This is a genomic window from Hafnia sp. HMSC23F03, from assembly GCF_001816025.1.
GTDB lineage: Bacteria > Pseudomonadota > Gammaproteobacteria > Enterobacterales > Enterobacteriaceae > Hafnia > Hafnia paralvei.
Genome location: NZ_KV824230.1, coordinates 1 through 21,537 on the forward strand (window position 1 = coordinate 1; position 21,537 = coordinate 21,537).

Below are 21,537 nucleotides of genomic sequence, written 5' to 3' on the forward strand. Positions count from 1 at the left end.
TACCGGAGCCGAGAGCAAGGTTAGCGGTGCCGTCAGTGGTGTTGTTTTTGCCGACGGCAACGCCTAATTGGCCTTTAGCTGTATTCCCCGATCCAAGCGCAATGTTTGCGACACCATCAGTAGTGTTATCTTTTCCCAATGCCAGTCCGAACGCGCCTTTGGCGGTATTTCCTATGCCGACGGCTGAATTCATGAATCCTGAAGTCGTATTATTCATACCAAGGGCCAGAGTGGCTACGCCGGAGCTCGTGTTCGATATACCTAGCGCGGACGTTAATAGTCCTCCAGCGTTATTTTTTATCCCAATAGCCGACGTCAAAAGGCCGGATGCATTATCCTCACTTCCCGCAGCAATCGTCGCCACCCCTTTGGTTGAGACCTTGTTTCCGAGAGCGAGAGTGAGTGTACCGTCTGATGAGGCTTTATTGCCGATTGCGGCGGTGAGTGTTCCTGATGATGTAGAGCCAGGCCCTAGATGAATATTGCTAGGCAGTATTTTTATGACATCAGAAATCAGCCCCGGTATGTTGCCGGTTGCGATATCGGTTCCTATTTTAGCGATATCTGAAATAGAAATTAATGGGGCCGCAGAAGGGCTCTCATCGGCAAACGCGCTATGAGGGGAAAATATCAGTGTAGTCGCGAAAATAGATAAATAGACGTTATGCGATCTATACATAAGCTAGACTCCGAAAAAGAAATACCAAAGGCCGCTATAAGAGCGGGATAAAATGAATAATTGGATGTTTATGTTGTGGAGGTAGAACGAAAGAAGTACGCAGGATCGTGATAATTGGGTATACGCTAGCTTTATTTAGGCAAAGCTCCGCCGTAAGACAACCAGTAGCAGATTACCTTATAAATTTACTAAACATTTTCCTATGTGGATAATTTAACCGATTGCGTACGAACAGAAGTATCGTTTTTTTACACTTTTTTTTCGCGATATAGATTTATGTATCGCTAATCATCTTTTTAGCGACCGGTGGATTTACGGTTTTAATTTCAGGAAAAAAGCTGATTATAGAAATTACTGATTTCTGAGGGTTACTTTTTCCTAGTATGAGAAATAAGGCCGGTTGTACGTTGATTTTATAGACATATGCTTATTTTCTATGCTCGGGAAAAGAATTATTTTATCGTGCCCCATAAATCTTATTAATTCATTGGATAATAAAAGTAAAAAACCACTCAATTAGCTATTGGCGATCTTTTTGTTTGTGAATATGCTTGTATTTTAATTAAATACTCTTAAAAACCATGATTTCATGGTTTTTAATTCTGTTTGTTTGTTGGTGATTGGTTGTTTGATCTGACATTTGGTGTTTACATGGTCTAAAAGGCTGAGTAGTATTCTGAATCTAGTCGTTTTGCTTAGCATTTGTCTGTATAAATTTGGCATTTAACCCTAATGGATTCTGCTAAATAGACAGCGAAAAATTATATTTTATCTAGGTATATCCACATGGATAGATCACGGCGGAGCTTTTCTGATTTATAGCTAGTTGCTTAATTTTTAGTTGAAAAGTAAGGGTCAAAACCGTGATGGGATGGTATTTAGTTTGCTGTAAACGCGGGAAGATAGAACAGGCTAAAACCACACTTTCGCTGCTCGGTGTTAGAACTTTTTGCCCTATGATGAGGATAGAGAAGAAGAGGAAAGACTCTGGTGGCGTGAGAGTGAAAATAGAGCCTATGTTCCAACCTTACCTATTTGTTGAGTTTGATCCGCTTAAGGTAAATATATCTAGTGTTAATTCATCACCAGGCGTTAGCTATTTTGTGCGTTATGGCGATGAGCCTAGAGCGTTGCCCAAGGCACTTATTGATGCGTTGATGATTCAAACCTATACACAAATTGCGCCAGCGGATACAGAGGTGCAAGACGAGAAGTATTTGGAGTTAAAAGAGCGGCTAAGGTCTTTAATTACCAACGAAAATACGATCAAAAGAACCTATGCATTTCTTGCACTACTCGATGAATTATTGAATGAAACCAGGCACTAACATGAGTTGATACTAAGCCTGCGGCAAGAGTGCGGAATTGCTTGGTATAACATATTTAAATTCAATCAATTATCTTTAAATTTATGAAAAAAACACGCATTGAATCAATGACTAGGGGCTGGTTTGTTGGCGACTTTACGCCTTCGCTTTTCCGCACCCAAAACGTTGAAGTTGCTGTACAACATTTCCGCGCTGGAGAACACGAGCGCCGACACTTTCACAAAATTGCAACGGAAATTACGGTGATAGTTTCAGGCCGAGTTCGGATGTCTGGAGTGGAATATATTGCAGGCGATATTATAGAGATAGCCCCCGGCGAAGCGACGGATTTTTATGCCATCGAAGACACTGTGACTACCGTCGTCAAATTACCTGGCGCGTTAAACGATAAATATATTGTAGAGGATGAAGCATGCTGAACATTGTTATCCCTATGGCTGGGCGTGGAAGCCGTTTTGCCTTAGCAGGTTATTCTGATCCCAAACCGTTAATCAAGATTGGGCATCGTCGGATGATCGAGCTCGTCATTAACAATTTGCGTCCTCGTCGTTTACATCGGTTTATTTTTATTTGCCAGAAAGAACACCTCAAAGCCTACAAGCTTAAAGAGATTCTTGAGGAATTAGCGCCTGGATGCATCGTGGTTGCCATTGACGGAATCACTGAGGGAGCAGCAAGTACGGTGCTTTGTGCTAAACGTTTTATTTGTAATAAAGATCCGCTGATGATTGCTAATTCAGATCAGTGGGTTGATGTCAACATTGATAGCTATTTGGCTGCTATGGATGGACAAAATCTTGATGGCCTAATTATGACGATGAAGGCCAATGATCCGAAGTGGTCTTATGTAGAATTTGATAATAAAAAACTGGTTAAGCGCGTAGTCGAGAAACAGGTGGTTTCTGATGAGGCAACCGTTGGAATTTATAACTATCGCTCAGGACGTGATTTCTGTGAACTCGCTGAAGCCATGATTACCTGCAACGATCGATCTAATGGTGAGTTCTATGTCGCCCCCGTTTATACCTATATGTATGAGCGTGATCGCGCGCGTATCGGTGTATTTAATGTCGGTGAAGAAGCAAATGGCATGTACGGGCTCGGCACTCCGGAAGATTTGGATCTATTTAAATCACTTCCTGTCTGCCAAAAAGCGCTCAGTTTCTAATTCTTAAGTCAAAATACTGAACAAGTTGACCAGTCATGCAACTCATCCAATACGTACACGACAAAAAACTCAAACACGTTTTTGTTAAGCGTCGTTTTTGCATTAATGAAACGATGTTTAGGCAGCCGAAAAATACCATATTGATTAGTTTTTCACCGGTTGAAGGCAATATCAGTACGCGCAAATTCATCGTGAATGGTACGTCACGATTTATGAATGAGTTTGACGGTGATGTGGCACTGATTAACGTACAAAATGATTCAGCTTTGTACGCCCATCTTTTGTGGGACATTGCACATCAACTGAAAGTTGGCCAATACCTCTACATCAAAGAGGCGATTGCCACTGAAAGTATGCTAGAACGCGCTTACTATCATGACGCTTTCCAGCGGATTGAGACGGGTGAGTCAGAATTTGATGTTTATGAAAAAGTACAACTGCTGCCGGTCGAAAAAGAGCAAGGGTTGGATCAATGGAGTTTCTGTATTCCTGTTGGACCAGATGAACCAACGTTCTTAAATGCTTGTGTGGAACGCATCCTGGAGCTGGATGTACCGCAAAAAGAAATCTTGCTATGCGGAATGCCTCATCCAGATTTCAAGTATTTCGATAAGGTACGTATTGTGGGTACTGATATACCTGCACCACCGGTACATATCACGCGCAAGAAAAATGTCTTGGCGCAGGAAGCACGCTATGAAAATCTATGCATCATTCATGACCGTGTCTTGTTGCCCAGCAATTTTTGGTCTGCGATGGTAGCGTTTGGCGATCACTATCCACTTACGGGCCTACAGTCTTTCTACTTTGTTGATAGACATAATCTTATTCCGCGTAAATATTCTGATTTCAACTCCATTGAGCAAGATTTAACGCGAGAGTTAGACATTCATCATGTCAGCAAAAAAGATATTCCGCTGATCAGTAAGCTATTCTATTGCTATCAGCATCCGGCTCGCTCTCAGTTTGGTCACGACTATTTAACGGGTAGCCTGTACATTGCAAAAAAATCACTCTGGCAATTTTGTCCCCAGAATGAAGCATTGTACTGGAACGACTATGAAGATATTGAGCATGGAATAAGGGCTAGCGCCGCAGGCATTCCGTCGATTATCAATCCGCACACGATTACGCAAAGTATGAATGCGCGCTCGGTGATCCACTATTATGGCTACGTCAGCATTCGAGACTATCGTGGCAAAGAGCAAATGAGTCGCTCATTGATGGAGCTTTTACCGTTTGTTGGCCGTAAGCCTCTATTCCGTATCTCTGATGAAGATGCACGTAAGCGGATGTATGCGTTCGCTAAGAAATACGGTGTGACGAAGCAAACTTTACTCAAAGTGACGTCGGCAAAAATGAGCGGAATGGGGCGCTATTTACTGATTAAAGCAGTAATGAAAGAGGTCACGGTACAGCTTTCGTGTGTTTCAGAGTTTATCGACGATTTTAGCCGCAATATTTTATGCGAAGAAATGGCACCCAATGAACTCATTAAAGTTGTCAGAATTATATTTTCCTCCGCAAGTCCCGACACGAAAAAAGGGGTGTTGGTAGGCAGCTTTATTCTGAACAACCAACTGTTCCATTCGTATGTTTATTCACCATTCTACCGTAAGAAAACGGATTGGTTTATTAAGAAAAATAGTACCACAGCGCTTTGTACATGGATCTCGGCCTTCTATCTTAAACATTTTTATAAGGGAACTCATTTACCGATGAAAGTGAGCGAGATAGCCAAGTTGCTAAGTATCAGCACACCATACTTACGCTGAGGAACAAGAAATGAATTTAAGTGTTGAAGGTGTTACTGAAGAAGAGTATGGGTTATGGCGTAACAATAGTACACTGACCAAAATACCCATGCTTTTATCAAAACCTTATATTGTTGTAAATATGGGGTTTGATTTGGAGTTAACCAAAAATTTCGATTTAGATTTGACCGGCAGCCATTATCTGGTCTTTGTAAAAGTGAGTAATAACAAAGAATATGATATTTATCGAGAACACCTTATCACTTTAGTCAAAATGCTTATTCTCAGTAAGAAGAATGAACAGTTTGATGTCGATATTTTCATCGTATCGGCTAAGCACGACGATTACAGAAATGAACTCTGGTCATTTTTCAATATGAGCAATAGCTATACACGCGTTGCCCATTTAGGAGAGCGGGGGGCAATTTTAAAAAATATTTGCATGGGTTATCTTGGCGTTAAGAAAACGGAGTCACTGCTGAAATTATATGGCTGGCTAGGCAAAACTTTTCTTGGAAGCAAAGAGGAATAAATGAAAAACCTGAGCATAGTTATTCAGGGACCTTTCTTCTGTGATGGAATACTTCAGCAATCACTGATTGATAATCTCGCAATAACGCGCAGTAGTTATCCTCTGTCAGAAATTATCATTTCAACCTGGGCAGTAAAACCAGATTTGATTAGGCAGTTGGAGAGCGCAGTGAAGGAATGGGATGTACGCTTAGTGTATAGCCCAGACCCTGGTTCTATCAGTTTCGATGATGGAGATGCAAAGCTGAAGAGTAATATTAACCGGATGATAGTCTCTTCCTTAGCCGGTATTAGTGAGGCTCGCAATTCTATTGTGATTAAAATTCGTTCGGATTCGTGCTTGATCAACGATGATGCCATTCAACTCATCGAGAAACATCTTCAGCAAGACGACAACTTAAAACGTGAAGAGGGTTATAGCATATTTGATCGCAGAGTCATCAACTGCAATTTATTTGCACGTGATGCACGCGGCTATTTACCTTATCTCTTTCACCCCGGTGATATTATGTTGATCGGCTACAAGCAGGATCTACTGCGTTTATTCGATATTGATTTGGCGAATAGCGACTTGTTTAAAATATGCGCCTCTAAATTTTTCTTTAGCGTTATGAATTTTGCACCAGAGCAGTATATTTGGGTGAACTGCATAAAAGAGAAAACGGGACGCATGGTATTCAGCGGAAATGCAGAAAGAACCAGCGAACTAGTATCAGATTCTGAACGATACTATGTATCAAACTATATTCCTTACACCGCGGAGCAGTTGGGTTTTGAGTGGAGTAAACATAAAGACGTATATGCTTCGAAGGGGCTGCATAGCATTTATCGGTATTCTGACTGGCTCAAGCTTTATAACCTGTATCTATTCGGAGTAAAAATTCCGTTGAGTGCTAGCGATAGAGTTCATGTATTGATTACTCAAATGATGAAAGGGTATTTTTATATCAGAACTTCGCTGCTTAAAATCCCCTACGTTCGACATATGGCAATAAAATTATTTAGTAAAAGGTGCTAGTAATGAAAGGATTTGTCTCTACCCCGTATAGCATTACGCGCCTATCAGAAATAATTTCAGCAAAATATCTCATTTGGCAATTGGTCAAAAGAGATTTTACTGTGAGATACAAGCAAACCGCCCTAGGGTTTATTTGGGCTGTCATCAACCCGCTAGTCAGTATACTGCTCTACTTTTTTGTATTTGGTATTTTGGTTAAGCTACCTACACCCGAATACCAGGCGCCTTATGCTGCAGTTTTGATGGTTGGCATTCTGCTTTGGAATCTTTTTTCTGGCTGTATGAATTCGGTGAGTGATTCACTGATAAATAATATGGGGATAATAAAGAAAATATATTTTCCAAGACTGATATTGAGTTTGGTGAGTATGACAGTATCGCTAATCGACTTCTTTATCTCCGTCATCTTTTTTATCCCGATACTTTACTATATGGGAATACGATTTGATGTTGTCACAATGCTGGTTTATTTCCCTCTATGCGTGATGATAACGCTGTTACTGGCGTGGGGATTGGGTTGTTTTATGGCAATTTTGAAGGTTAAACATAAAGACTTTAAGCATATTGTTCCTCTTGCGATGCAAATGCTGTTTTATGCCTCTCCGATTGTTTATACACAATCGATTGTTCCAGAGCAAATGAAGCGATGGTATGAAATGAATCCGCTGTCTGGGATTATTTCATTGGGACGCTATGCATTTCTGAATGGAGGAATAAAGCCTTCCATGGGGTATTACCTTTCAATCGCTGCAACTATCACTATTGTCGGAACAATATACTTTTTAGTTAATGAAAGAAAAGTGGTTGATTTGGAATGATACATTTTAGTGCAGTTAGCAAAATTTACTCTTCGAAGGCAGTACATAATAAAACCCTGAGAGAAATTTTCTCTTTTTCTAAACAAAGAAATCCGTTAAATCATGATAAAGAGAACTTTATCGCTGCAAATGATATCAGTTTCTCTATTGCTAAAGGTGAGTCAGTAGCGATCGTGGGTCATAATGGCGCGGGGAAGTCTACACTATTAAAACTTCTTACACAGATTATTTTACCGTCGTCAGGTCGCATTAAGGTTAACGGCTCATATTCCTGTTTGCTTGAAGTGGGAACCGGATTTCATCATGAGTTAACTGGAAGCGAAAATATCTATTTGTCAGGCGCCATCTTAGGTATGTCGCACGATGAAGTGAAAAAAAAGATGGATGATATTATTGCTTTCTCTGAAATTGGCGATTTCATTGATGTCCCTGTGAAATTTTACTCTTCGGGTATGTATTTACGCTTGGCCTTTGCGATTGGTGTGCATTTAGATTCTGATATTTTGGTTATCGACGAAGCATTAGCCGTCGGCGATTCTCAATTTCAAGCTAAGTGCATCGAGAAAATAAAACAGATCAAGTTAAAAGGGAAAACCATTGTTTTAGTTAGCCATGATGAGAACCAAATTAAGGCGTTATGTACTCGCTGCTTGGTTATGGATCATGGCAAGCTGGTCTATAACGGTTCTACCGAAAGCGCATTAAGCGTATATAAAAATATCATTAATAGGTAACAAGAAATGCAGATTATTTCACATCGTGGATATTGGAAGCACGCTAGTGAGAAGAATACTTATGAAGCGTTTAAACGTTCATTTTCTTTAGGATATGGAACAGAAACGGACATCAGAGATTACCATGGCGAACTGGTAATTAGTCATGATATTCCTGATGCTGACTGCATGTCATTCAGAGATTTTCTAAAGTTGCATGCATATTATGATAATAAGTTACCTTTAGCATTGAATATCAAATCAGACGGGCTGGCGCCAAGGATTAAACAGTATGTAGAGGAGTGGGGGTTAACCAACTATTTCTGCTTTGATATGTCGATTCCAGACATGATGGAATACAACCGTTGTGGTGTTGAGGTTTATTTCCGTATTAGTGAGTATGAGCAAGAAAGTGCGTTGGCATTAAAGTCTAAAGGCATTTGGTTGGATGGATTTCAGCGCAGTTTAGTTAATGAAGATACGATCAGAAATTACATTGGACGAGGATTCAACGTTTGCTCTGTATCCTCGGAATTGCATAAAAGATCCCCGCAAGAGGAGTGGAATCTGATGAAGACATTTGATCCATTAATACTTAACTCGAAGCATTTGATGTTATGTACCGATTTTCCCGATGACGCCAAGGAGATATTTTATGGCGAATAAAATAAAGGCAGTGATTTTTGATATGGATGGCGTATTGATTGATGCCAAGGATTGGCATTATGAAGCGCTAAACAAGATTCTTCAGTTATTTGGCATGCCCATCAGCCATCAGGATCATCTCACTAAGTTTGATGGTTTACCGACTAAAGATAAGCTGGAGATGCTGTCTAACGAAAAAGGATTATCACGTGAATTGCACACTTTCATTAATGAAATGAAGCAGCAATATACCATGGAGATGGTGTATAACTTTTGTAATCCAATGTTTAACCATGAGTTTGCGCTCTCACAGCTAAAACGTGATGGATACCATCTGGCGGTGGCCTCTAATTCAATCCGTAATACTATTCAGGTGATGCTCTCTAAAGCGAACCTGATTCAACACCTAGAGTTCTTTCTCTCTAACCAAGATGTTGTTAAAGGAAAGCCGAATCCGGAAATCTATAATAAAGCCATTAGCCAACTTGGCTTTCGACCAGATGAATGCGTCATTGTTGAAGATAATGAAAATGGCATTCGTGCAGCTAAGGCCAGTGGTGCCCATGTATTAGAGGTCGATACGGTTCACGACGTTAACTACGACAATATCTCGCGTTTTATTGCTCATATTGAGGAGACAGCAAAATGATCACCATCATTACGCCGATGGGCGGAGCTTCGCTGTATGAAATGTCTGCTGAATTTTCATATCCCAAACTGCTTAATGAAGTGAACAAGAAAACACTCTTCGAATATTCACAGGATATTTATCGCTCACTGGAAGAAGAAGCACAGCGACTTTTTTTGCTGCCGGTAGAACAAGATAAAAGTCTAGGCCTTTCCGCTATCGTGAATATTGTGACCGATGGAAAAGGAACCGTTATTCCTCTGCATGGAGAAACTCAAGGTTCGCTGTGTAGCTGCTTACTCTCTATTGATAATTTCGATGCGGAGAATGAGTTAATTATTGCTTCCGCGGATCATTTCATTAATGACAATGCACAGGAGATCATCAACGATTTTCGTGAGCGTAAGGCGGACGCTGGGGTACTCACATTTGAGTCGTTGCATCCTAAATGGGCCTACGTGAAGAAAGATCGTGAGGGTAAAGTCGTTGAGTCTGCGGAGAAGAAAGCCATTAGTCGTGATGCTATTGCAGGTTTTTTTTACTTTAGAAAGGGAAGTATTTTCATCGAAGCTGCGAAAAGCGTGATTAAAAAAGGCGCGGTCATCAACGGTGAATACTACATCTCCAGCTGTCTCAACGAATTGGTTCTTAATGGACTTTCGGTGGTGACACGACCTCTGGCCGACAATGGTTATTACAATTTTTATGATAACCATGCAATAAAATCTTTTTCATCACGTTTCAATAGCAATGAATATCTGCGCCATCTTGCAGTGCAATACATTCAATGTCTCAATCATCATGCAACAAATAAGCTTTCCGACATGTGCCATGAGGATGTCATTCTTGCTGACGCTGCTACGAAGATGATGGGTAAGGCAAACCTAAAAGAGTTTTATAAAGAACGTCTTGATATCCATTCGGATACAAGAATTGACGCCCAGCGTATTTACTCAAACGATAATGCCTCTATCATCGAATATGTACTTAATTTGAGAAATATGTCGAAAAAAGGGGTTGATGTGGTTGAGTGGAATTCGAGAAATAAAATTACCTCGGTAAGAACCTACTTGTATTAAGTTTTGTTTTATTAATATCTTAAATTTATGCGTATGAACGTGACTAATCTCTCGTTCACTCTTTCTATTCATTTAAAGAGTCTTTCAATGAAAAAAGTATTGTGTTATTCAACACTGGCCATGTCTATATTGGCTTCTGCCCATGCTCAGGCATTTGATAGTTTTTATACATTTGGAGATAGCCTTAGCGATGGTGGTTTTATTGGCTCACAGAGCCGATTTATTGCAGGGTCAGACAGTAAACTTTACAACGAAATTTTAGCTGAACATTACGCTAGCGATAACCACGCACCTTATACCTTCGGTGGTAATAACTACGCAGAGGCAGGCGCAACGGCAGATAACTATGCAAGTGGCTTGCTGCGTACCGATCTACAAATTAACTACTATCTGTCTCAGAACGGCGGTGTGGCGGATAAAAATGGTCTGTATATGTTATGGATCGGGGCAAATGATATTTCCTATGACGTGGAACAGTCGATTGCTAAATTAAACTTTGGTGGTTTATTTAGCACGGGCAATGATTATTTGCTTTCTTCAGCACCTGACGCAGTGGTTGCTCAGACTCAAATGCTGCTAGACGCTGGAGCTGGCTATGTGATTGTTCCAACACTGCCAAGAGCTGGGTTAACACCTTGGACAGCCACCGCGTTATTTAGCTTCGCGCAGACTATTTTAGGTCAGAATGTGCTGGATCTTCCTCGTCTGTATAAGCAACTTGATACCGCTTTACGCAGTAAAGGCCCTGTGGATAGCGAAGCTCAGCGCCAGCAGTTCGTTATTGATTCTCTTGAGCAGGTATTAGCTGAGAATGGTGTTCTGTTACCACGACAGGCGACAGAAAAAGTGTATGAAATGATTCTGAATATGGAAAATACGCTAACCGATCAGTTTAACTACAGCACTGAGCAGGGGTTAGCGCAGTTGAATGGAAATATCGTTCGTGCTGATGTAGGGAAGCTATTTGACGAGATTATTACCTCGAGCAAGGAATATGGCTTTGATAATGTGCTTGCTCCCGTTTGCCAAATTGGGGTAGGTGCTCCGCAATGTAAGGAAACCAGCGCCAGCTTCCATGACGATCAGGTTTATATGTTTTCCGATTGGTTCCACCCAAGCCCAGAAGCGCACGCCGTCATTGCACAATATATTATGTCGGTTATTGATGCTCCGTATTATGCCACTACGCTATCTAAAGCATTGGAAAGTGCTAACGATGAACACCGCGCATTTTTAGAGGGGCAACTACAAAGTTTACGTACCAATCCTACAGAGGAAAAGGTCAGCGTATTTGGTGGTTATAGCGGTAAATATCGTCATGCTAAGAACAGTAATAGCGATTTAGACGGTCGAGATACTAGCAATAGCGGCAATATCGGTTTTTCTATTCAAGCAGCACCGTGGTTAGCCGTTGGCGGGATGATGAGTGCAGGTGCTGGCGATTTCAAAGTCAGCGATCACTATAAGTATGATTACAACGGCAAGGTCATGTCGTTATTTATGCAGGCTACGGCTGATAATGGGCTATGGGGTAACGTTGATACCAGCTTTGGCGATATGGACCTGAATGGCATTAGTCGTAAAATCCAATTGGGCAAAGCAGTACGTACCGAAAAAGGCTCCACGCAGGCGAGCAGCTTCGGTGTTGCGCTGAATCTTGGTTATGACTATAGCGTGACCGACTACCTGACCACGGGGCCAGTAATGGGTTATAGCTATGATAAATATAAGGTTGATGGCTATCGCGAACGGGGTAATAACAGTACTTCTATGCATTTCGGCGATCAGCGTCATGAGTTAAACGTGGTGAGCGCGGGATGGAGAATAGATACGCGAACCTTACCGGTGAATCCTTATTTTGAAGTTAGCTATCATCGCAACTTTAATGATGATCCCATTAGCGTCGCTGGCGCAGTGAATAGCACGGCCACTTCATTTACGCGTCAGGGCGCAGAGATACAAAAAGAATGGGTAAATGCTAAATTAGGTGCTTCAGCTAAATTAACTGACAAGTTGGGATTGTTCGGTGTGGTTAATTATAACGGCGGTAATAATAGCAGTGATGAAGTGAATTATTCCTTGGGTGTTAACTATATATTCTAAATATAAGCTTATTTTAGATTTCTACTCTTTCATTAATAAAATAGGAAATGAATTATGCAACCACATAGGTTAGCATTATTGGCCTCGCTCATTTCGGCAACGGCATTTGGTGCTAATGCAAATGGCCGATTTGATAATTTATATACTTTTGGTGATAGTCTCACTGACACGGGAAGTTTTGGCAGTACCTATAAGTTTGTCGCGAATAATCAAACCAGTCTGTTGTATAACCAGCAGATTGCAAAAATGATGGGAATTGACTTTAAACCGTTTACACAAGGTGGAGGAAATTATGCAATTTCGGGGTCTCAAACGGAGGGCACCGGGGTTGCTGTCGACCAGCCATTAGTTTGGATGGGAACCAAGGAGCAGATTAATACTTATCTTTCCGACCATGATGGCAAGGCAGATAAAAATGGCTTGTACATTTTATGGACCGGCGGAAATGATATATCGTTAGCTATAATGAATAACCCACTTAGCCCATATGGCGAAATTGACAGAGCCGTGGGCAATGTGGCGGAACAAACTCAAACATTATTGGATAACGGTGCGGGTACCGTTATTGTACCGAATATTCCGAATATCGCAGATACTCCGTTTTTACCCACCATCATGTTGACGATATTGCCACTTTCTAATCAGCAACTCGAAGTTATTCGTCAGGAGCTTAACAATGCTTCTACGCCTGATGAAGCCTCGCGTAAAACGGCTATTGTTAATGCGATGGCTAAAGGACTGGGGCTACCTGGCTTGGCAGATTCAGTGATAAGTCCTGTATATGATTTTCTGCATAATACGCTGACGTCAATGTTGGAGTATAACAACCAGCAAACAGAACAGGCTCTAAGTCAGCTGCATGGCAATATCGTAAGAGCTGATGTGTCCACGTTATTTCATGAGGTATTAGAGCAGCCACAGGCATTTGGTTTCAAAACTACGGTTGGATTCCCTTGTAGCTTTAAAGTATTTGGCCCGTACTGCAATACAGGTATGAACGGGTACGACGATAGTCAGCTATATATGTTCTCGGACGAACACCATCCTAGCCCATACTTGCACCAGATTATTGCTGAGTATTTTGTCTCTATTCTCGACGCACCGCTCTACGTCAGTTCATTGATCCATGCTACAGAAGGTATGGTGGAAGATGCGCGTTCAACTTTAGATGGTCAGTATCAAACGCTAAGAACCAATCAGCATGAGTTGAATGATGTACAGGTATTTGGTGGCTATTCGTCTCATTATTTGCGCCGCAGTGGTAAAAATGATTCTACTTTTGCTAATGCCCCTAGCAATGACAGCACCAATAACGGCAGCATCGGTATATCGTGGCAAATGAGTGAGTATGGTACCGCTGGTGTGATGATTTCGGGGGGGCTAAATCATAATACGCCGACGGAAAACTTTAGCTATAACAGTCATGGTATATCGTATGGCCTGTTTACCCAATGGCAGGCCCCGCAGGGGGGATGGCTGAATGCCGATATGCATTACACCACGGCGAACCTCGAAAATATCGAACGCCAAATCACGCTAGGCCTCTCTAATCGAACCGAAAGCGGCGATACCAAAGCGCGCCAGTATGGCGGGCGCATTGGTGCTGGCTGGGACATTCCCGTGTCTTCTTGGCTCACGACGGGACCGGTACTGGGATATTCCTGGGACAAAGTTCATGTTGATGGCTACCGTGAAAGCGGCAATCGTAGTACGTCCATGCACTTTTCTGATCAAAATAAGACGTTGCAAACGGGTAGTGTAGGCTGGCGTTTTGATATGAACTACTACGATGTGAAACCTTATTTACAGGTAGATTATCAACGTCAGCTAGGCGATCGAGATAGTAAGGTTTCTGCGGCGATTAATAGCACGGCCACCTCATTTACCACGTCTACGGATAAGGGGCGTCAGGATTCAGTCAAAGCAGTGGTCGGTGCTAACTTCCCACTGAATAAAACGCTCAAGGGTTATATTTCTACTTCGTACAGTAATCAAAATCGCGATGATATGTTCAGTTATACCTTAGGACTTTCAGCTTCGTTTTGATGCGTAATATTAGGCTCGCAATACTTGATGCGTAATTGCTGCCTACGGTTCTCTACGCCGTAGGCAGTTTACGCAGCTATTTATATGTTTGCAGTATGGATAATGATATGCAGGAAAGAAAAAATATTGACGTCATTCAGGCGTTTAGAGGAGTGGCGGCACTTTCCGTTGTGCTTTATCACTACAGTTGGTTTATATCTCCATTGGATCAGACGTTTTTAAGACATGGTTATTTCGGTGTCGACCTGTTTTTTATGATTAGTGGTTTTCTAGCTTATATCACAGCGCGTAATTTTCGCGGTGGATTACATGACAGTTTTATTTATCTCACCAAGCGTGCTAGTCGTATTATTCCGACCTATTATCTTGTGACCATAGCTTATTTTTTAACTTATTGGGTTATGGGATTACCTAATGAAAGTTTGTTATTAAATACGTTGAAATCACTGATGTTTATCCCATTAAACGGGGGCGTAGCGCCTGCGTTCGGGTATGCCTTGGTCGAGAGTGGTTGGACGTTGAACTATGAGTTTTTTTTTATCTAATGGTTGCTCTTGTGCTGCTGTTGCGTCATTACCGTTGGTCAGTACTATTTTTATTATTTGCCGCGCTGCTCAGTTCGCCCTACTGGTGGGGCGCCATAACGCCTAGAGAGGGGCATGGCGCATTCATTTGGCAGTATGGATTAATGATGACTAATCCAATTATCCTAGAGTTTTTATTGGGAATTATTGCCGCAATTCTCTACCTTAGAATGAATTCAAAAATAACCTGGCTCAGCCGAGCGCTTATGCTATGTGCAGTAGGATATTTCTGTTTTACTTGCTATACACTTTATTCTCCGTGGCAATCAATGGAAAGTGGTCACCTCGGTGGATATAGCCTGGCATGCTTTATGTTACTGCTGGCGGGACTTAAGTATGAAAAAGTTAGGACACGCCGTTTCCCATCATGGTTGATGTTCACCGGAGAAATATCTTACTCAATGTATCTATTACATATGGCTGTAATGTTTTCTTCAATATACGTATTAAAGAGTATCAATTCTGATAACTATTTTGATACTTTTAACCATCGATTTGATCTACTAGTTATTACATTAATTATAACTTATCTTCTGTCTTACTTATCTTACATCTATATTGAGAACAAACTCTCTACTTATATTAAAGAGAAAGTTCTTAGCATATCTATTCGTAAAAAATAATGAACACACAGTAAAGTTAACTGAGTGAATGAATAAAACACCTGCTTTATACGGAGGTAGTATGGACTCTCATGATATATCGAGTAAATTAGCGGACAACTTTAATAGGCTCAGTGCGGAAGCTGCTTTAACCGAGCGGGAACGCTATGTGGTTTATCTGATAATGAAAGGTATCACCACAACCACAATCACTAAGATCCTCAATAGAAGTATCAAAACCATCAGTGCTCAAAAATGCAGCGCCTATGAAAAATTAGGTGTGAGTAACGATGTTCAATTTATCAGAAAGGTAATTAGCAGCACTAAGGACGAATAACCCGCGCGCCAAACCACATAAATTAAAAAGAGTCAGACGATTTGTGTTTTTATGCCACAGCAATGCCATGTAAAGGAATACCGTCAGCCGGTATTTTAGGCATGGATTTACCTAATGGGAGGTACTATGAGAAGCGAGAAGTTACCACGCCAGCTAAAAAAGCAGGAAATTTTGAAAACTCTACATCGCCTTTGCAAAAATAGAGCATCAGTTCAAGGAGGAAAAGGTTATCTACCTGAACCAGAGCATTGGCCAAAAACGAGGGAGCTATCTGATAGCTGCGGTGTGAGTATTTATACGACTCGTGCCATTCTTTTACAGTTAGTTGAGGAGGGGAAAGTGATCAAATCACCTAAATCACTTCTTAACTCTCTACGTTGGTATGTGAAGGAGGAATCTGAGCATTGAGGTTTTCCCGCAATCCTTTCTATACAAAATGAGATAGCAACTCGCGAATCTTGCTATAGCGTTGTTATCTCAGGAGTGCTAGCTCGCTTATGCGGGCTGCATTATTGCTCGCGATGTCATCGTCGCGTCACCTTAAAACCAATTTAACAAGTGTAAAAGCTGCAAACTTTAAGTTTGCAGCTTTTTTTTTGCTTTCACGGCAGCCCTATCATTCATGGGTTTTCCCTAAAACTACGATGTGCAACACCCCACATCATGGCATAATCCCGAGCGAAAACTCTTCATACATACACGCCTATGTTTATTACTTTCAATAACTCTTACTAACCAACGATTATTCTCAGTGGATTAAGTTTTTTCTTATTATCAGTCTTGATAAACTAATTGGGTATTTTCTTAATGAGGCCGAGGTACCACATATTCTAATCGGGCGATTTGGTTAAACTTATACGATATATCTGAGTTTATAGTGATTATATTTTTTATCAAGTCTGGTTTATTCATGGGGATTATCTCTTTAGGATAATGATTAATTCTTCTTTTATTCGGCTCGCGATCTTACATTCTTTATTAAAAGATATATTAGTGTATGTTTTAGTATATTATTCTTATTTTTCATGAATGAGATTAAATGAGGTTTGTGGGGTTTCTTAGGCAATATCTCTCTTGTATACTTCGCCCTTAATTACGGCATCCAATAAGATCGATGAGAATATTGAGATTCTATTTTTGACAGTAAAAGCTAATAATGGTGAAGATTAAAGTCACACTGGAGCTTACGACTAATGAATGATGTAAGTAAGGATGATTCGATATTCATCCTTGGGGATGGTATCCGGTTTGAGCCTGAGAAGCGTTGCCTCATAAATGATTTTGGAACAGTCATTAACCTGCCTGAAAATAGTTATCGATTTTTACTTCTTTTGTTAGAAGGAGAAACGGACAAACAAAATATTATCAATCAGGTTTGGCATGAGCAGCGGGGATCTGTAAGCGATAGCAGTTATTATGGCCAAATCTATATGCTGAGAAAGTCCTTTGATCAGATAGGGCTTTCGAGTTCGTTGATAAAAACAATTCCGAGGAAAGGCGTCAAATACATGGGGAGCGTGCTACGTGAAAATAAATCGAAACCTGACCTTGCCACTGAAAATCGAATTAATGTGATGCCACTGGCGACAGCCACAGGTTTTACCGAAGAGCTGATATCACCGTTGGACAGCGTGGGTTATCCGACCCATTCTGAGCCTTCTGGAACAGGCAAAGAATGGTATCACTCTCGCCGCTGGAATATTTTTATCTCGGTATTGGCGCTGCTCGCGGTGTGCTGGATATCAACGCTGATCGTGATTGTTATTTTCTTTTTGGCTAAGTGATTGGCCTATGTTTTCTATCATTAACAAATTATAAAAACAAATGTGACCTCAATGAGGACTATAAAGGTGGAATATTATCTAATGATTGGGTCGTAACCTTTGGGGAATCGGCTAAGTAAGATAGTAATCAATATGTCCATCACAATGGATGGATATTCATTCACAAGGAAAAATAATGAATAACTTTTTAACTAAATGTTATGTGGCTGCTCATGTTCGCTTTCATGAGTTTGGTAAAGACCAACGCGGTGTTACTGCGATTGAATATGCATTAATTGGTGTGGCAATGGCTACTCTGTTGGCATTCATTTTGGGTGACCAGAATTCTGGTTTCTTGGGAGCACTGAAAGAGGCATTTGATAAAATTGCTGAAGCAATCAAAAGCGTCACTATCAGTAAAACCGCGCCTTAAGGCTGCCATCGTCAGTTAGAACGCGTTTTTTATAAGACTCTCTGTTTAGCAGCAAGAACATCATGGATGATATTCTTGCTGCATTTTTGTCGCTAATTCCCATAATAAATTTAACGAGCAAAGTTATGACTTGGATGATTAAACTTAATTTTATTGTTACATGTATCATTCTGGTTTTTATCATGTGGCAGGATATTTTCTTTAGAAAAATCACTCATTCTAGTCTGCTACTGCTGTTCGTGTCTTTAATTCCACTTATTTTACTACAACAGCAATGGCCGAACGTCATGTTTGCCATTCTGACCTTGATGGGGGGCTTCCTGCTTTTTGTTGCACGCTTATGGGGCGGAGGCGATGCTAAGCTGGTTGCCATATTAGCCCTAGCATTCCAAGGCGCACTATTTTACGACTTTCTTTTTTTGACCGCTTTTCTAGGTGGCATTATTGCTATCTTTGGTCTTGTTTTTTTTCGTAATAACTTGCGTAGTCACGGCGTTCCCTATGGTGTCGCCATTTCTTTGGCATTTATTTTTGTTTATCCGCTGCCATCTTTGTTTTATTAATATAACTTAGGACATCTCAATGAATCATCGAATGCTTTTTTTTCTTTCAATTGTTGTTATTGCCGTCGGTATTGCTGGCATTTTTGTTCAAAAGAAAGCGCCGGAAAATGAAGTTAAACAAAATGCTGTTACCGCCGTAAACACGATTACAGTGGCTAAGGCAGTGAGAGAACTAAAACCTTATGACATCTTAAAACGTGATGATTACACACTAACCTCTATTGAGGTTGCCCAAGATATAAAAGATCGTCGTGATATTTCCTCATTAGATAACGGAGATCTTCAGGGATACTTAGTGAGGCACAATATTTCCAATGGCAGCTTTATTTTACCTCATATGGTTGAGTCGCCGAGTAGCTCGACATTTGCTGCTCATTCATTGAGAAGCAATGAGACACCTTACTCTTATAAGGTTAAGCCAGAAGATGAGTATCTTCTTTCATCGCTATCAATTGGTGATGAGGTTTCTCTCTATCTTCGTTTGATTGAGGTTGATAAAAGTAAAAAAAACAACGTTGGACTGGTGACGGAAGGTAGCAATATTCCTGATGCCAATATGAAAAGATATGCGATTAGTCGAGTGATGGGGCCGCTCTCTATTGTTGATATAAAAAAAATCCCTAAAGAAAAAACGAAATCCTATAGCAATGAAGATTTCGTGGGAACGATCGTATTGCGACTGGATAGCCAACAACTTGCCGAACTTAAGGTGGTTGAGAAAGCCGGTGAGTTGTTGTTATTCCCCTTTGACGAATATGAGGATGAGAGTAACCAGAAAATAAGAATGGATGAGGTTTTACCCCAGTTTAATTCAGTTAAAGAGTTGAGAGGTGGAGAGTGAGTTTTAGCTTAACGGAGCAGCGTAAAACACATAGCAAAACAGGACGTGCCGGCATCGGAGCGTTATGGTTGCTTAGTCTCGCTGGATTGTTTTTTTCAGGGCATACCCGTGCTCAGGAGCTTTATATGGAGGCGGGTGAATCTCAGGTTATTCAAGTGAATGGAAATATTGACACTATTTTCATTTCTGCTCCCAAGGTTGCCGATTATGAAATTATCGGTGAACGCGGAGTGATGGTGTATGCCAAGAGTGAAGGCAAGACCGATCTTATTGCATTCGACAAGAATGGTGACCAGCTAGTAAAAACGACGCTTGTCGTCGATCCGATTTTAAGTTCGGTGCAAAAACAGGTGGCTAGTTTAGTTCCTGACAGTCAGATCACCCTGCAGAAAATGGGGAAGACGTATATTCTCAGCGGCAATGTCGCGACAGAAGAAGACCGCGATCGTGTTTATCAGATTGTTGGTGAGGGCGTCGGTGCGACACGCACCACCAATAAGAAGGATGTGGCCAGCACGAATGGAGGGAGTGGTGGAAACGGTGAGAATAGTAATTCTTGGTTGGATGAAGTGGTCTATCAAGAGGTCATCAATCAGTTAAAGCTGCCGATGACAAATCAGGTTAACGTGAAACTCTCTGTTGTTGAGGTCACGAAGACTTTCAGCGATAACGTAGGGATTGATTGGGGCACCATTAGCGGTAGCGGCGGGAATATCACGCCAGGTACTTTCCGCTTTGTGAAATTTAACGCTGATACGCTCAGTTCATTGGTACACGCCATCAGCAATGATTCGGTAGCGCGCGTATTGGCGGAACCGAATTTGTCGGTGCTATCGGGCGAATCTGCAGAATTTTTGGTCGGCGGCGAAGTCCCTGTGGTTACAAGCTCAGCAAACGGCTCTAACGTTCAGTACAAGGACTTTGGGATCAAGCTGAATGTAGGCGCTAAAGTCAGCAGCAATAAGCGGATACGCGTTACTTTGGGCGAAGAGGTCAGCAATGTCGATAGTACCTATAGCACTAACGCGGGCGATTCATTCCCAGCCTTCCAGACTCGACGAGCAAAAACCACCGTTGAGTTGGCAGATGGTGAAAGCTTCCTCTTAGGTGGCCTGATTAGCAATAACGAGCGCGAAGAGCTTTCTCGTCTGCCGTTCATCGGCGATGTCCCTATTCTTGGGGCGCTATTTAGAAATGCTAAAACTGAGCGTTCACGCGGCGAGTTGGTGGTCGTGGCGACAGTGAATCTGGTTAAGCCGGTCACCATGCGCGACATCGTGATGCCTGATTTTCAACGAACGTCTACGCTGAGCCGTTTTTTAAATTTTGATGCCATCAGCAATTTGCGAGACAGAAAACTGGCTCAGGAATTTGTAGAGCAGGGAGGATTTATTAAATGATGCTCTCAAAACTACGAATTATCACGCCATTATTAGCGGTATCGCTGCTGCTAACCACATCCCAAAGCTTGGCAAGCCAGTTGGAGAAACAGGGTTCTCCGCAAATAACAGAACAGATCATTGAGATTGCTTCAAGCGATCAAATTTCAAAAGAAATTGGTATCGGAAAAATATTGAGTCAGGCTAGCGGTGGATTCAATGGCTACATTCGTCTTGAATGGTTCGATGATAGTTTTTCAGCAACAGCGAAACAGATAAGACATGAGTTAATTACCAAGGGTATTGTGCCTGAGCGTATCACACTTGCGTATACCGGCGGTGGTTATAGAACACAGCAAGCGTCAGGTATTCAGGCTCATGTCCAGAAAATAGTGCTGCAATTACCCGAGTGTCGTTATCTGGCGCAGAATTATAAGTTTAGCCTTTATGACGATACGGGATGTGCACTGAATAATAATCTCGGTTCTTCGTTAGTTAGTCCATATAAATATTATTTCTGAGGAC

At 41.3% G+C, this 21,537-nt stretch carries 21 protein-coding genes and 2 pseudogenes; 22 read left to right on the forward strand and 1 reads right to left on the reverse strand.

The genetic code is table 11. The features are described from left to right. Positions 1–679, reverse strand: a pseudogene (locus HMPREF3091_RS11090) (hypothetical protein); the annotation flags it as partial. An 866-nt stretch (positions 680–1,545) separates the two neighbouring features. Here HMPREF3091_RS11090 and HMPREF3091_RS11095 point away from each other — a divergent pair. From HMPREF3091_RS11095 to HMPREF3091_RS11205, 22 genes and pseudogenes are all read left to right on the forward strand, one after another. After that, positions 1,546–2,007 (forward strand): transcription termination/antitermination NusG family protein, encoded by a 462-nt coding sequence (locus HMPREF3091_RS11095; RefSeq protein WP_070715887.1) that lies wholly within the window; start codon positions 1,546–1,548, stop codon positions 2,005–2,007. 83 nt (positions 2,008–2,090) lie between these two features. Further along, on the forward strand, positions 2,091–2,426 hold the full coding sequence (locus tag HMPREF3091_RS11100; protein ID WP_070715889.1) for a cupin domain-containing protein: 336 nt from the start codon (positions 2,091–2,093) through the stop codon (positions 2,424–2,426). Continuing rightward, on the forward strand, positions 2,420–3,175 hold the full coding sequence (locus HMPREF3091_RS11105; protein ID WP_004090549.1) for a glycosyltransferase family 2 protein: 756 nt from the start codon (positions 2,420–2,422) through the stop codon (positions 3,173–3,175). The genes HMPREF3091_RS11100 and HMPREF3091_RS11105 overlap by 7 nt, the downstream gene beginning before the upstream one ends. A 35-nt stretch (positions 3,176–3,210) precedes the next feature. Beyond that, the gene (locus HMPREF3091_RS11110; protein WP_070715891.1) at positions 3,211–4,950 is read left to right on the forward strand and encodes a hypothetical protein; all 1,740 of its coding nucleotides are present in this window, start codon (positions 3,211–3,213) and stop codon (positions 4,948–4,950) included. Positions 4,951–4,960: 10 nt separating this feature from the next. Then, positions 4,961–5,461, forward strand: a complete 501-nt coding sequence (locus tag HMPREF3091_RS11115) for a hypothetical protein (RefSeq protein ID WP_004090545.1) — start codon at positions 4,961–4,963, stop codon at positions 5,459–5,461. Beyond that, complete coding sequence (locus HMPREF3091_RS11120) at positions 5,462–6,478, forward strand: WavE lipopolysaccharide synthesis family protein (RefSeq protein WP_070715892.1); 1,017 nt, start codon at positions 5,462–5,464, stop codon at positions 6,476–6,478. A gap of 2 nt (positions 6,479–6,480) precedes the next feature. Then, on the forward strand, positions 6,481–7,296 hold the full coding sequence (locus HMPREF3091_RS11125; protein ID WP_070715896.1) for an ABC transporter permease: 816 nt from the start codon (positions 6,481–6,483) through the stop codon (positions 7,294–7,296). Beyond that, positions 7,293–8,030 (forward strand): ABC transporter ATP-binding protein, encoded by a 738-nt coding sequence (locus HMPREF3091_RS11130; protein WP_004090536.1) that lies wholly within the window; start codon positions 7,293–7,295, stop codon positions 8,028–8,030. The genes HMPREF3091_RS11125 and HMPREF3091_RS11130 overlap by 4 nt, the downstream gene beginning before the upstream one ends. Before the next feature lie 6 nt (positions 8,031–8,036). Then, a complete protein-coding gene (locus HMPREF3091_RS11135; RefSeq protein WP_070715898.1) occupies positions 8,037–8,675 on the forward strand; it encodes a PI-PLC domain-containing protein in 639 nt (212 codons plus the stop codon). Next, positions 8,665–9,303, forward strand: a complete 639-nt coding sequence (locus HMPREF3091_RS11140) for an HAD family hydrolase (RefSeq protein ID WP_004090531.1) — start codon at positions 8,665–8,667, stop codon at positions 9,301–9,303. The genes HMPREF3091_RS11135 and HMPREF3091_RS11140 overlap by 11 nt, the downstream gene beginning before the upstream one ends. Beyond that, positions 9,300–10,361, forward strand: a complete 1,062-nt coding sequence (locus tag HMPREF3091_RS11145) for a sugar phosphate nucleotidyltransferase (RefSeq protein ID WP_070715901.1) — start codon at positions 9,300–9,302, stop codon at positions 10,359–10,361. The genes HMPREF3091_RS11140 and HMPREF3091_RS11145 overlap by 4 nt, the downstream gene beginning before the upstream one ends. An 87-nt stretch (positions 10,362–10,448) precedes the next feature. Next, the gene (locus HMPREF3091_RS11150) at positions 10,449–12,464 is read left to right on the forward strand and encodes an autotransporter outer membrane beta-barrel domain-containing protein (protein WP_004090527.1); all 2,016 of its coding nucleotides are present in this window, start codon (positions 10,449–10,451) and stop codon (positions 12,462–12,464) included. A 54-nt stretch (positions 12,465–12,518) separates the two neighbouring features. Continuing rightward, complete coding sequence (locus HMPREF3091_RS11155; protein ID WP_070715903.1) at positions 12,519–14,510, forward strand: autotransporter outer membrane beta-barrel domain-containing protein; 1,992 nt, start codon at positions 12,519–12,521, stop codon at positions 14,508–14,510. Positions 14,511–14,617: 107 nt separating this feature from the next. After that, a pseudogene (locus tag HMPREF3091_RS22905) lies at positions 14,618–15,717 on the forward strand (acyltransferase family protein). A gap of 61 nt (positions 15,718–15,778) precedes the next feature. Next, complete coding sequence (locus HMPREF3091_RS11170) at positions 15,779–16,033, forward strand: helix-turn-helix domain-containing protein (protein ID WP_008813204.1); 255 nt, start codon at positions 15,779–15,781, stop codon at positions 16,031–16,033. Positions 16,034–16,147: 114 nt separating this feature from the next. Further along, positions 16,148–16,441 (forward strand): FaeA/PapI family transcriptional regulator, encoded by a 294-nt coding sequence (locus HMPREF3091_RS11175; protein ID WP_004090518.1) that lies wholly within the window; start codon positions 16,148–16,150, stop codon positions 16,439–16,441. 785 nt (positions 16,442–17,226) lie between these two features. Continuing rightward, positions 17,227–17,817, forward strand: coding sequence for a winged helix-turn-helix domain-containing protein (locus HMPREF3091_RS11180; protein ID WP_070715907.1), 591 nt, complete (start codon positions 17,227–17,229; stop codon positions 17,815–17,817). 175 nt (positions 17,818–17,992) lie between these two features. Further along, positions 17,993–18,229 carry a Flp family type IVb pilin gene (locus HMPREF3091_RS11185; RefSeq protein WP_035502407.1) on the forward strand — a complete coding sequence of 79 codons (237 nt, stop codon included), beginning with the start codon at positions 17,993–17,995 and terminating at the stop codon, positions 18,227–18,229. Positions 18,230–18,291: 62 nt separating this feature from the next. Continuing rightward, complete coding sequence (locus HMPREF3091_RS11190) at positions 18,292–18,792, forward strand: A24 family peptidase (RefSeq protein WP_083321420.1); 501 nt, start codon at positions 18,292–18,294, stop codon at positions 18,790–18,792. Between the two features lie 19 nt (positions 18,793–18,811). After that, positions 18,812–19,633, forward strand: a complete 822-nt coding sequence (locus HMPREF3091_RS11195) for an SAF domain-containing protein (RefSeq protein WP_083321421.1) — start codon at positions 18,812–18,814, stop codon at positions 19,631–19,633. Next, a complete protein-coding gene (locus HMPREF3091_RS11200; protein WP_070715911.1) occupies positions 19,630–21,033 on the forward strand; it encodes a type II and III secretion system protein family protein in 1,404 nt (467 codons plus the stop codon). Before HMPREF3091_RS11195 ends, HMPREF3091_RS11200 begins: the two co-directional genes overlap by 4 nt. Continuing rightward, complete coding sequence (locus tag HMPREF3091_RS11205) at positions 21,030–21,533, forward strand: hypothetical protein (protein WP_070715913.1); 504 nt, start codon at positions 21,030–21,032, stop codon at positions 21,531–21,533. Before HMPREF3091_RS11200 ends, HMPREF3091_RS11205 begins: the two co-directional genes overlap by 4 nt. The last annotated feature ends 4 nt before the right edge of the window (positions 21,534–21,537 follow it).

What these genes read in the sequence shown, in the direction of transcription:
- HMPREF3091_RS11155 (WP_070715903.1), top strand. Translation starts at nt 12,519, where the DNA reads ATGCAACCACATAGGTTAGCATTATTGGCCTCGCTCATTTCGGCAACG.
- HMPREF3091_RS11175 (WP_004090518.1), top strand. Translation starts at nt 16,148, where the DNA reads ATGGGAGGTACTATGAGAAGCGAGAAGTTACCACGCCAGCTAAAAAAG.
- HMPREF3091_RS11190 (WP_083321420.1), top strand. Translation starts at nt 18,292, where the DNA reads ATGGATGATATTCTTGCTGCATTTTTGTCGCTAATTCCCATAATAAAT.
- HMPREF3091_RS11115 (WP_004090545.1), top strand. Translation starts at nt 4,961, where the DNA reads ATGAATTTAAGTGTTGAAGGTGTTACTGAAGAAGAGTATGGGTTATGG.
- HMPREF3091_RS11130 (WP_004090536.1), top strand. Translation starts at nt 7,293, where the DNA reads ATGATACATTTTAGTGCAGTTAGCAAAATTTACTCTTCGAAGGCAGTA.
- HMPREF3091_RS11205 (WP_070715913.1), top strand. Translation starts at nt 21,030, where the DNA reads ATGATGCTCTCAAAACTACGAATTATCACGCCATTATTAGCGGTATCG.
- HMPREF3091_RS11185 (WP_035502407.1), top strand. Translation starts at nt 17,993, where the DNA reads ATGAATAACTTTTTAACTAAATGTTATGTGGCTGCTCATGTTCGCTTT.
- HMPREF3091_RS11105 (WP_004090549.1), top strand. Translation starts at nt 2,420, where the DNA reads ATGCTGAACATTGTTATCCCTATGGCTGGGCGTGGAAGCCGTTTTGCC.
- HMPREF3091_RS11170 (WP_008813204.1), top strand. Translation starts at nt 15,779, where the DNA reads ATGGACTCTCATGATATATCGAGTAAATTAGCGGACAACTTTAATAGG.
- HMPREF3091_RS11180 (WP_070715907.1), top strand. Translation starts at nt 17,227, where the DNA reads ATGAATGATGTAAGTAAGGATGATTCGATATTCATCCTTGGGGATGGT.
- HMPREF3091_RS11150 (WP_004090527.1), top strand. Translation starts at nt 10,449, where the DNA reads ATGAAAAAAGTATTGTGTTATTCAACACTGGCCATGTCTATATTGGCT.
- HMPREF3091_RS11095 (WP_070715887.1), top strand. Translation starts at nt 1,546, where the DNA reads ATGGGATGGTATTTAGTTTGCTGTAAACGCGGGAAGATAGAACAGGCT.
- HMPREF3091_RS11195 (WP_083321421.1), top strand. Translation starts at nt 18,812, where the DNA reads ATGAATCATCGAATGCTTTTTTTTCTTTCAATTGTTGTTATTGCCGTC.
- HMPREF3091_RS11135 (WP_070715898.1), top strand. Translation starts at nt 8,037, where the DNA reads ATGCAGATTATTTCACATCGTGGATATTGGAAGCACGCTAGTGAGAAG.
- HMPREF3091_RS11120 (WP_070715892.1), top strand. Translation starts at nt 5,462, where the DNA reads ATGAAAAACCTGAGCATAGTTATTCAGGGACCTTTCTTCTGTGATGGA.
- HMPREF3091_RS11140 (WP_004090531.1), top strand. Translation starts at nt 8,665, where the DNA reads ATGGCGAATAAAATAAAGGCAGTGATTTTTGATATGGATGGCGTATTG.
- HMPREF3091_RS11145 (WP_070715901.1), top strand. Translation starts at nt 9,300, where the DNA reads ATGATCACCATCATTACGCCGATGGGCGGAGCTTCGCTGTATGAAATG.
- HMPREF3091_RS11110 (WP_070715891.1), top strand. Translation starts at nt 3,211, where the DNA reads ATGCAACTCATCCAATACGTACACGACAAAAAACTCAAACACGTTTTT.
- HMPREF3091_RS11100 (WP_070715889.1), top strand. Translation starts at nt 2,091, where the DNA reads ATGAAAAAAACACGCATTGAATCAATGACTAGGGGCTGGTTTGTTGGC.
- HMPREF3091_RS11125 (WP_070715896.1), top strand. Translation starts at nt 6,481, where the DNA reads ATGAAAGGATTTGTCTCTACCCCGTATAGCATTACGCGCCTATCAGAA.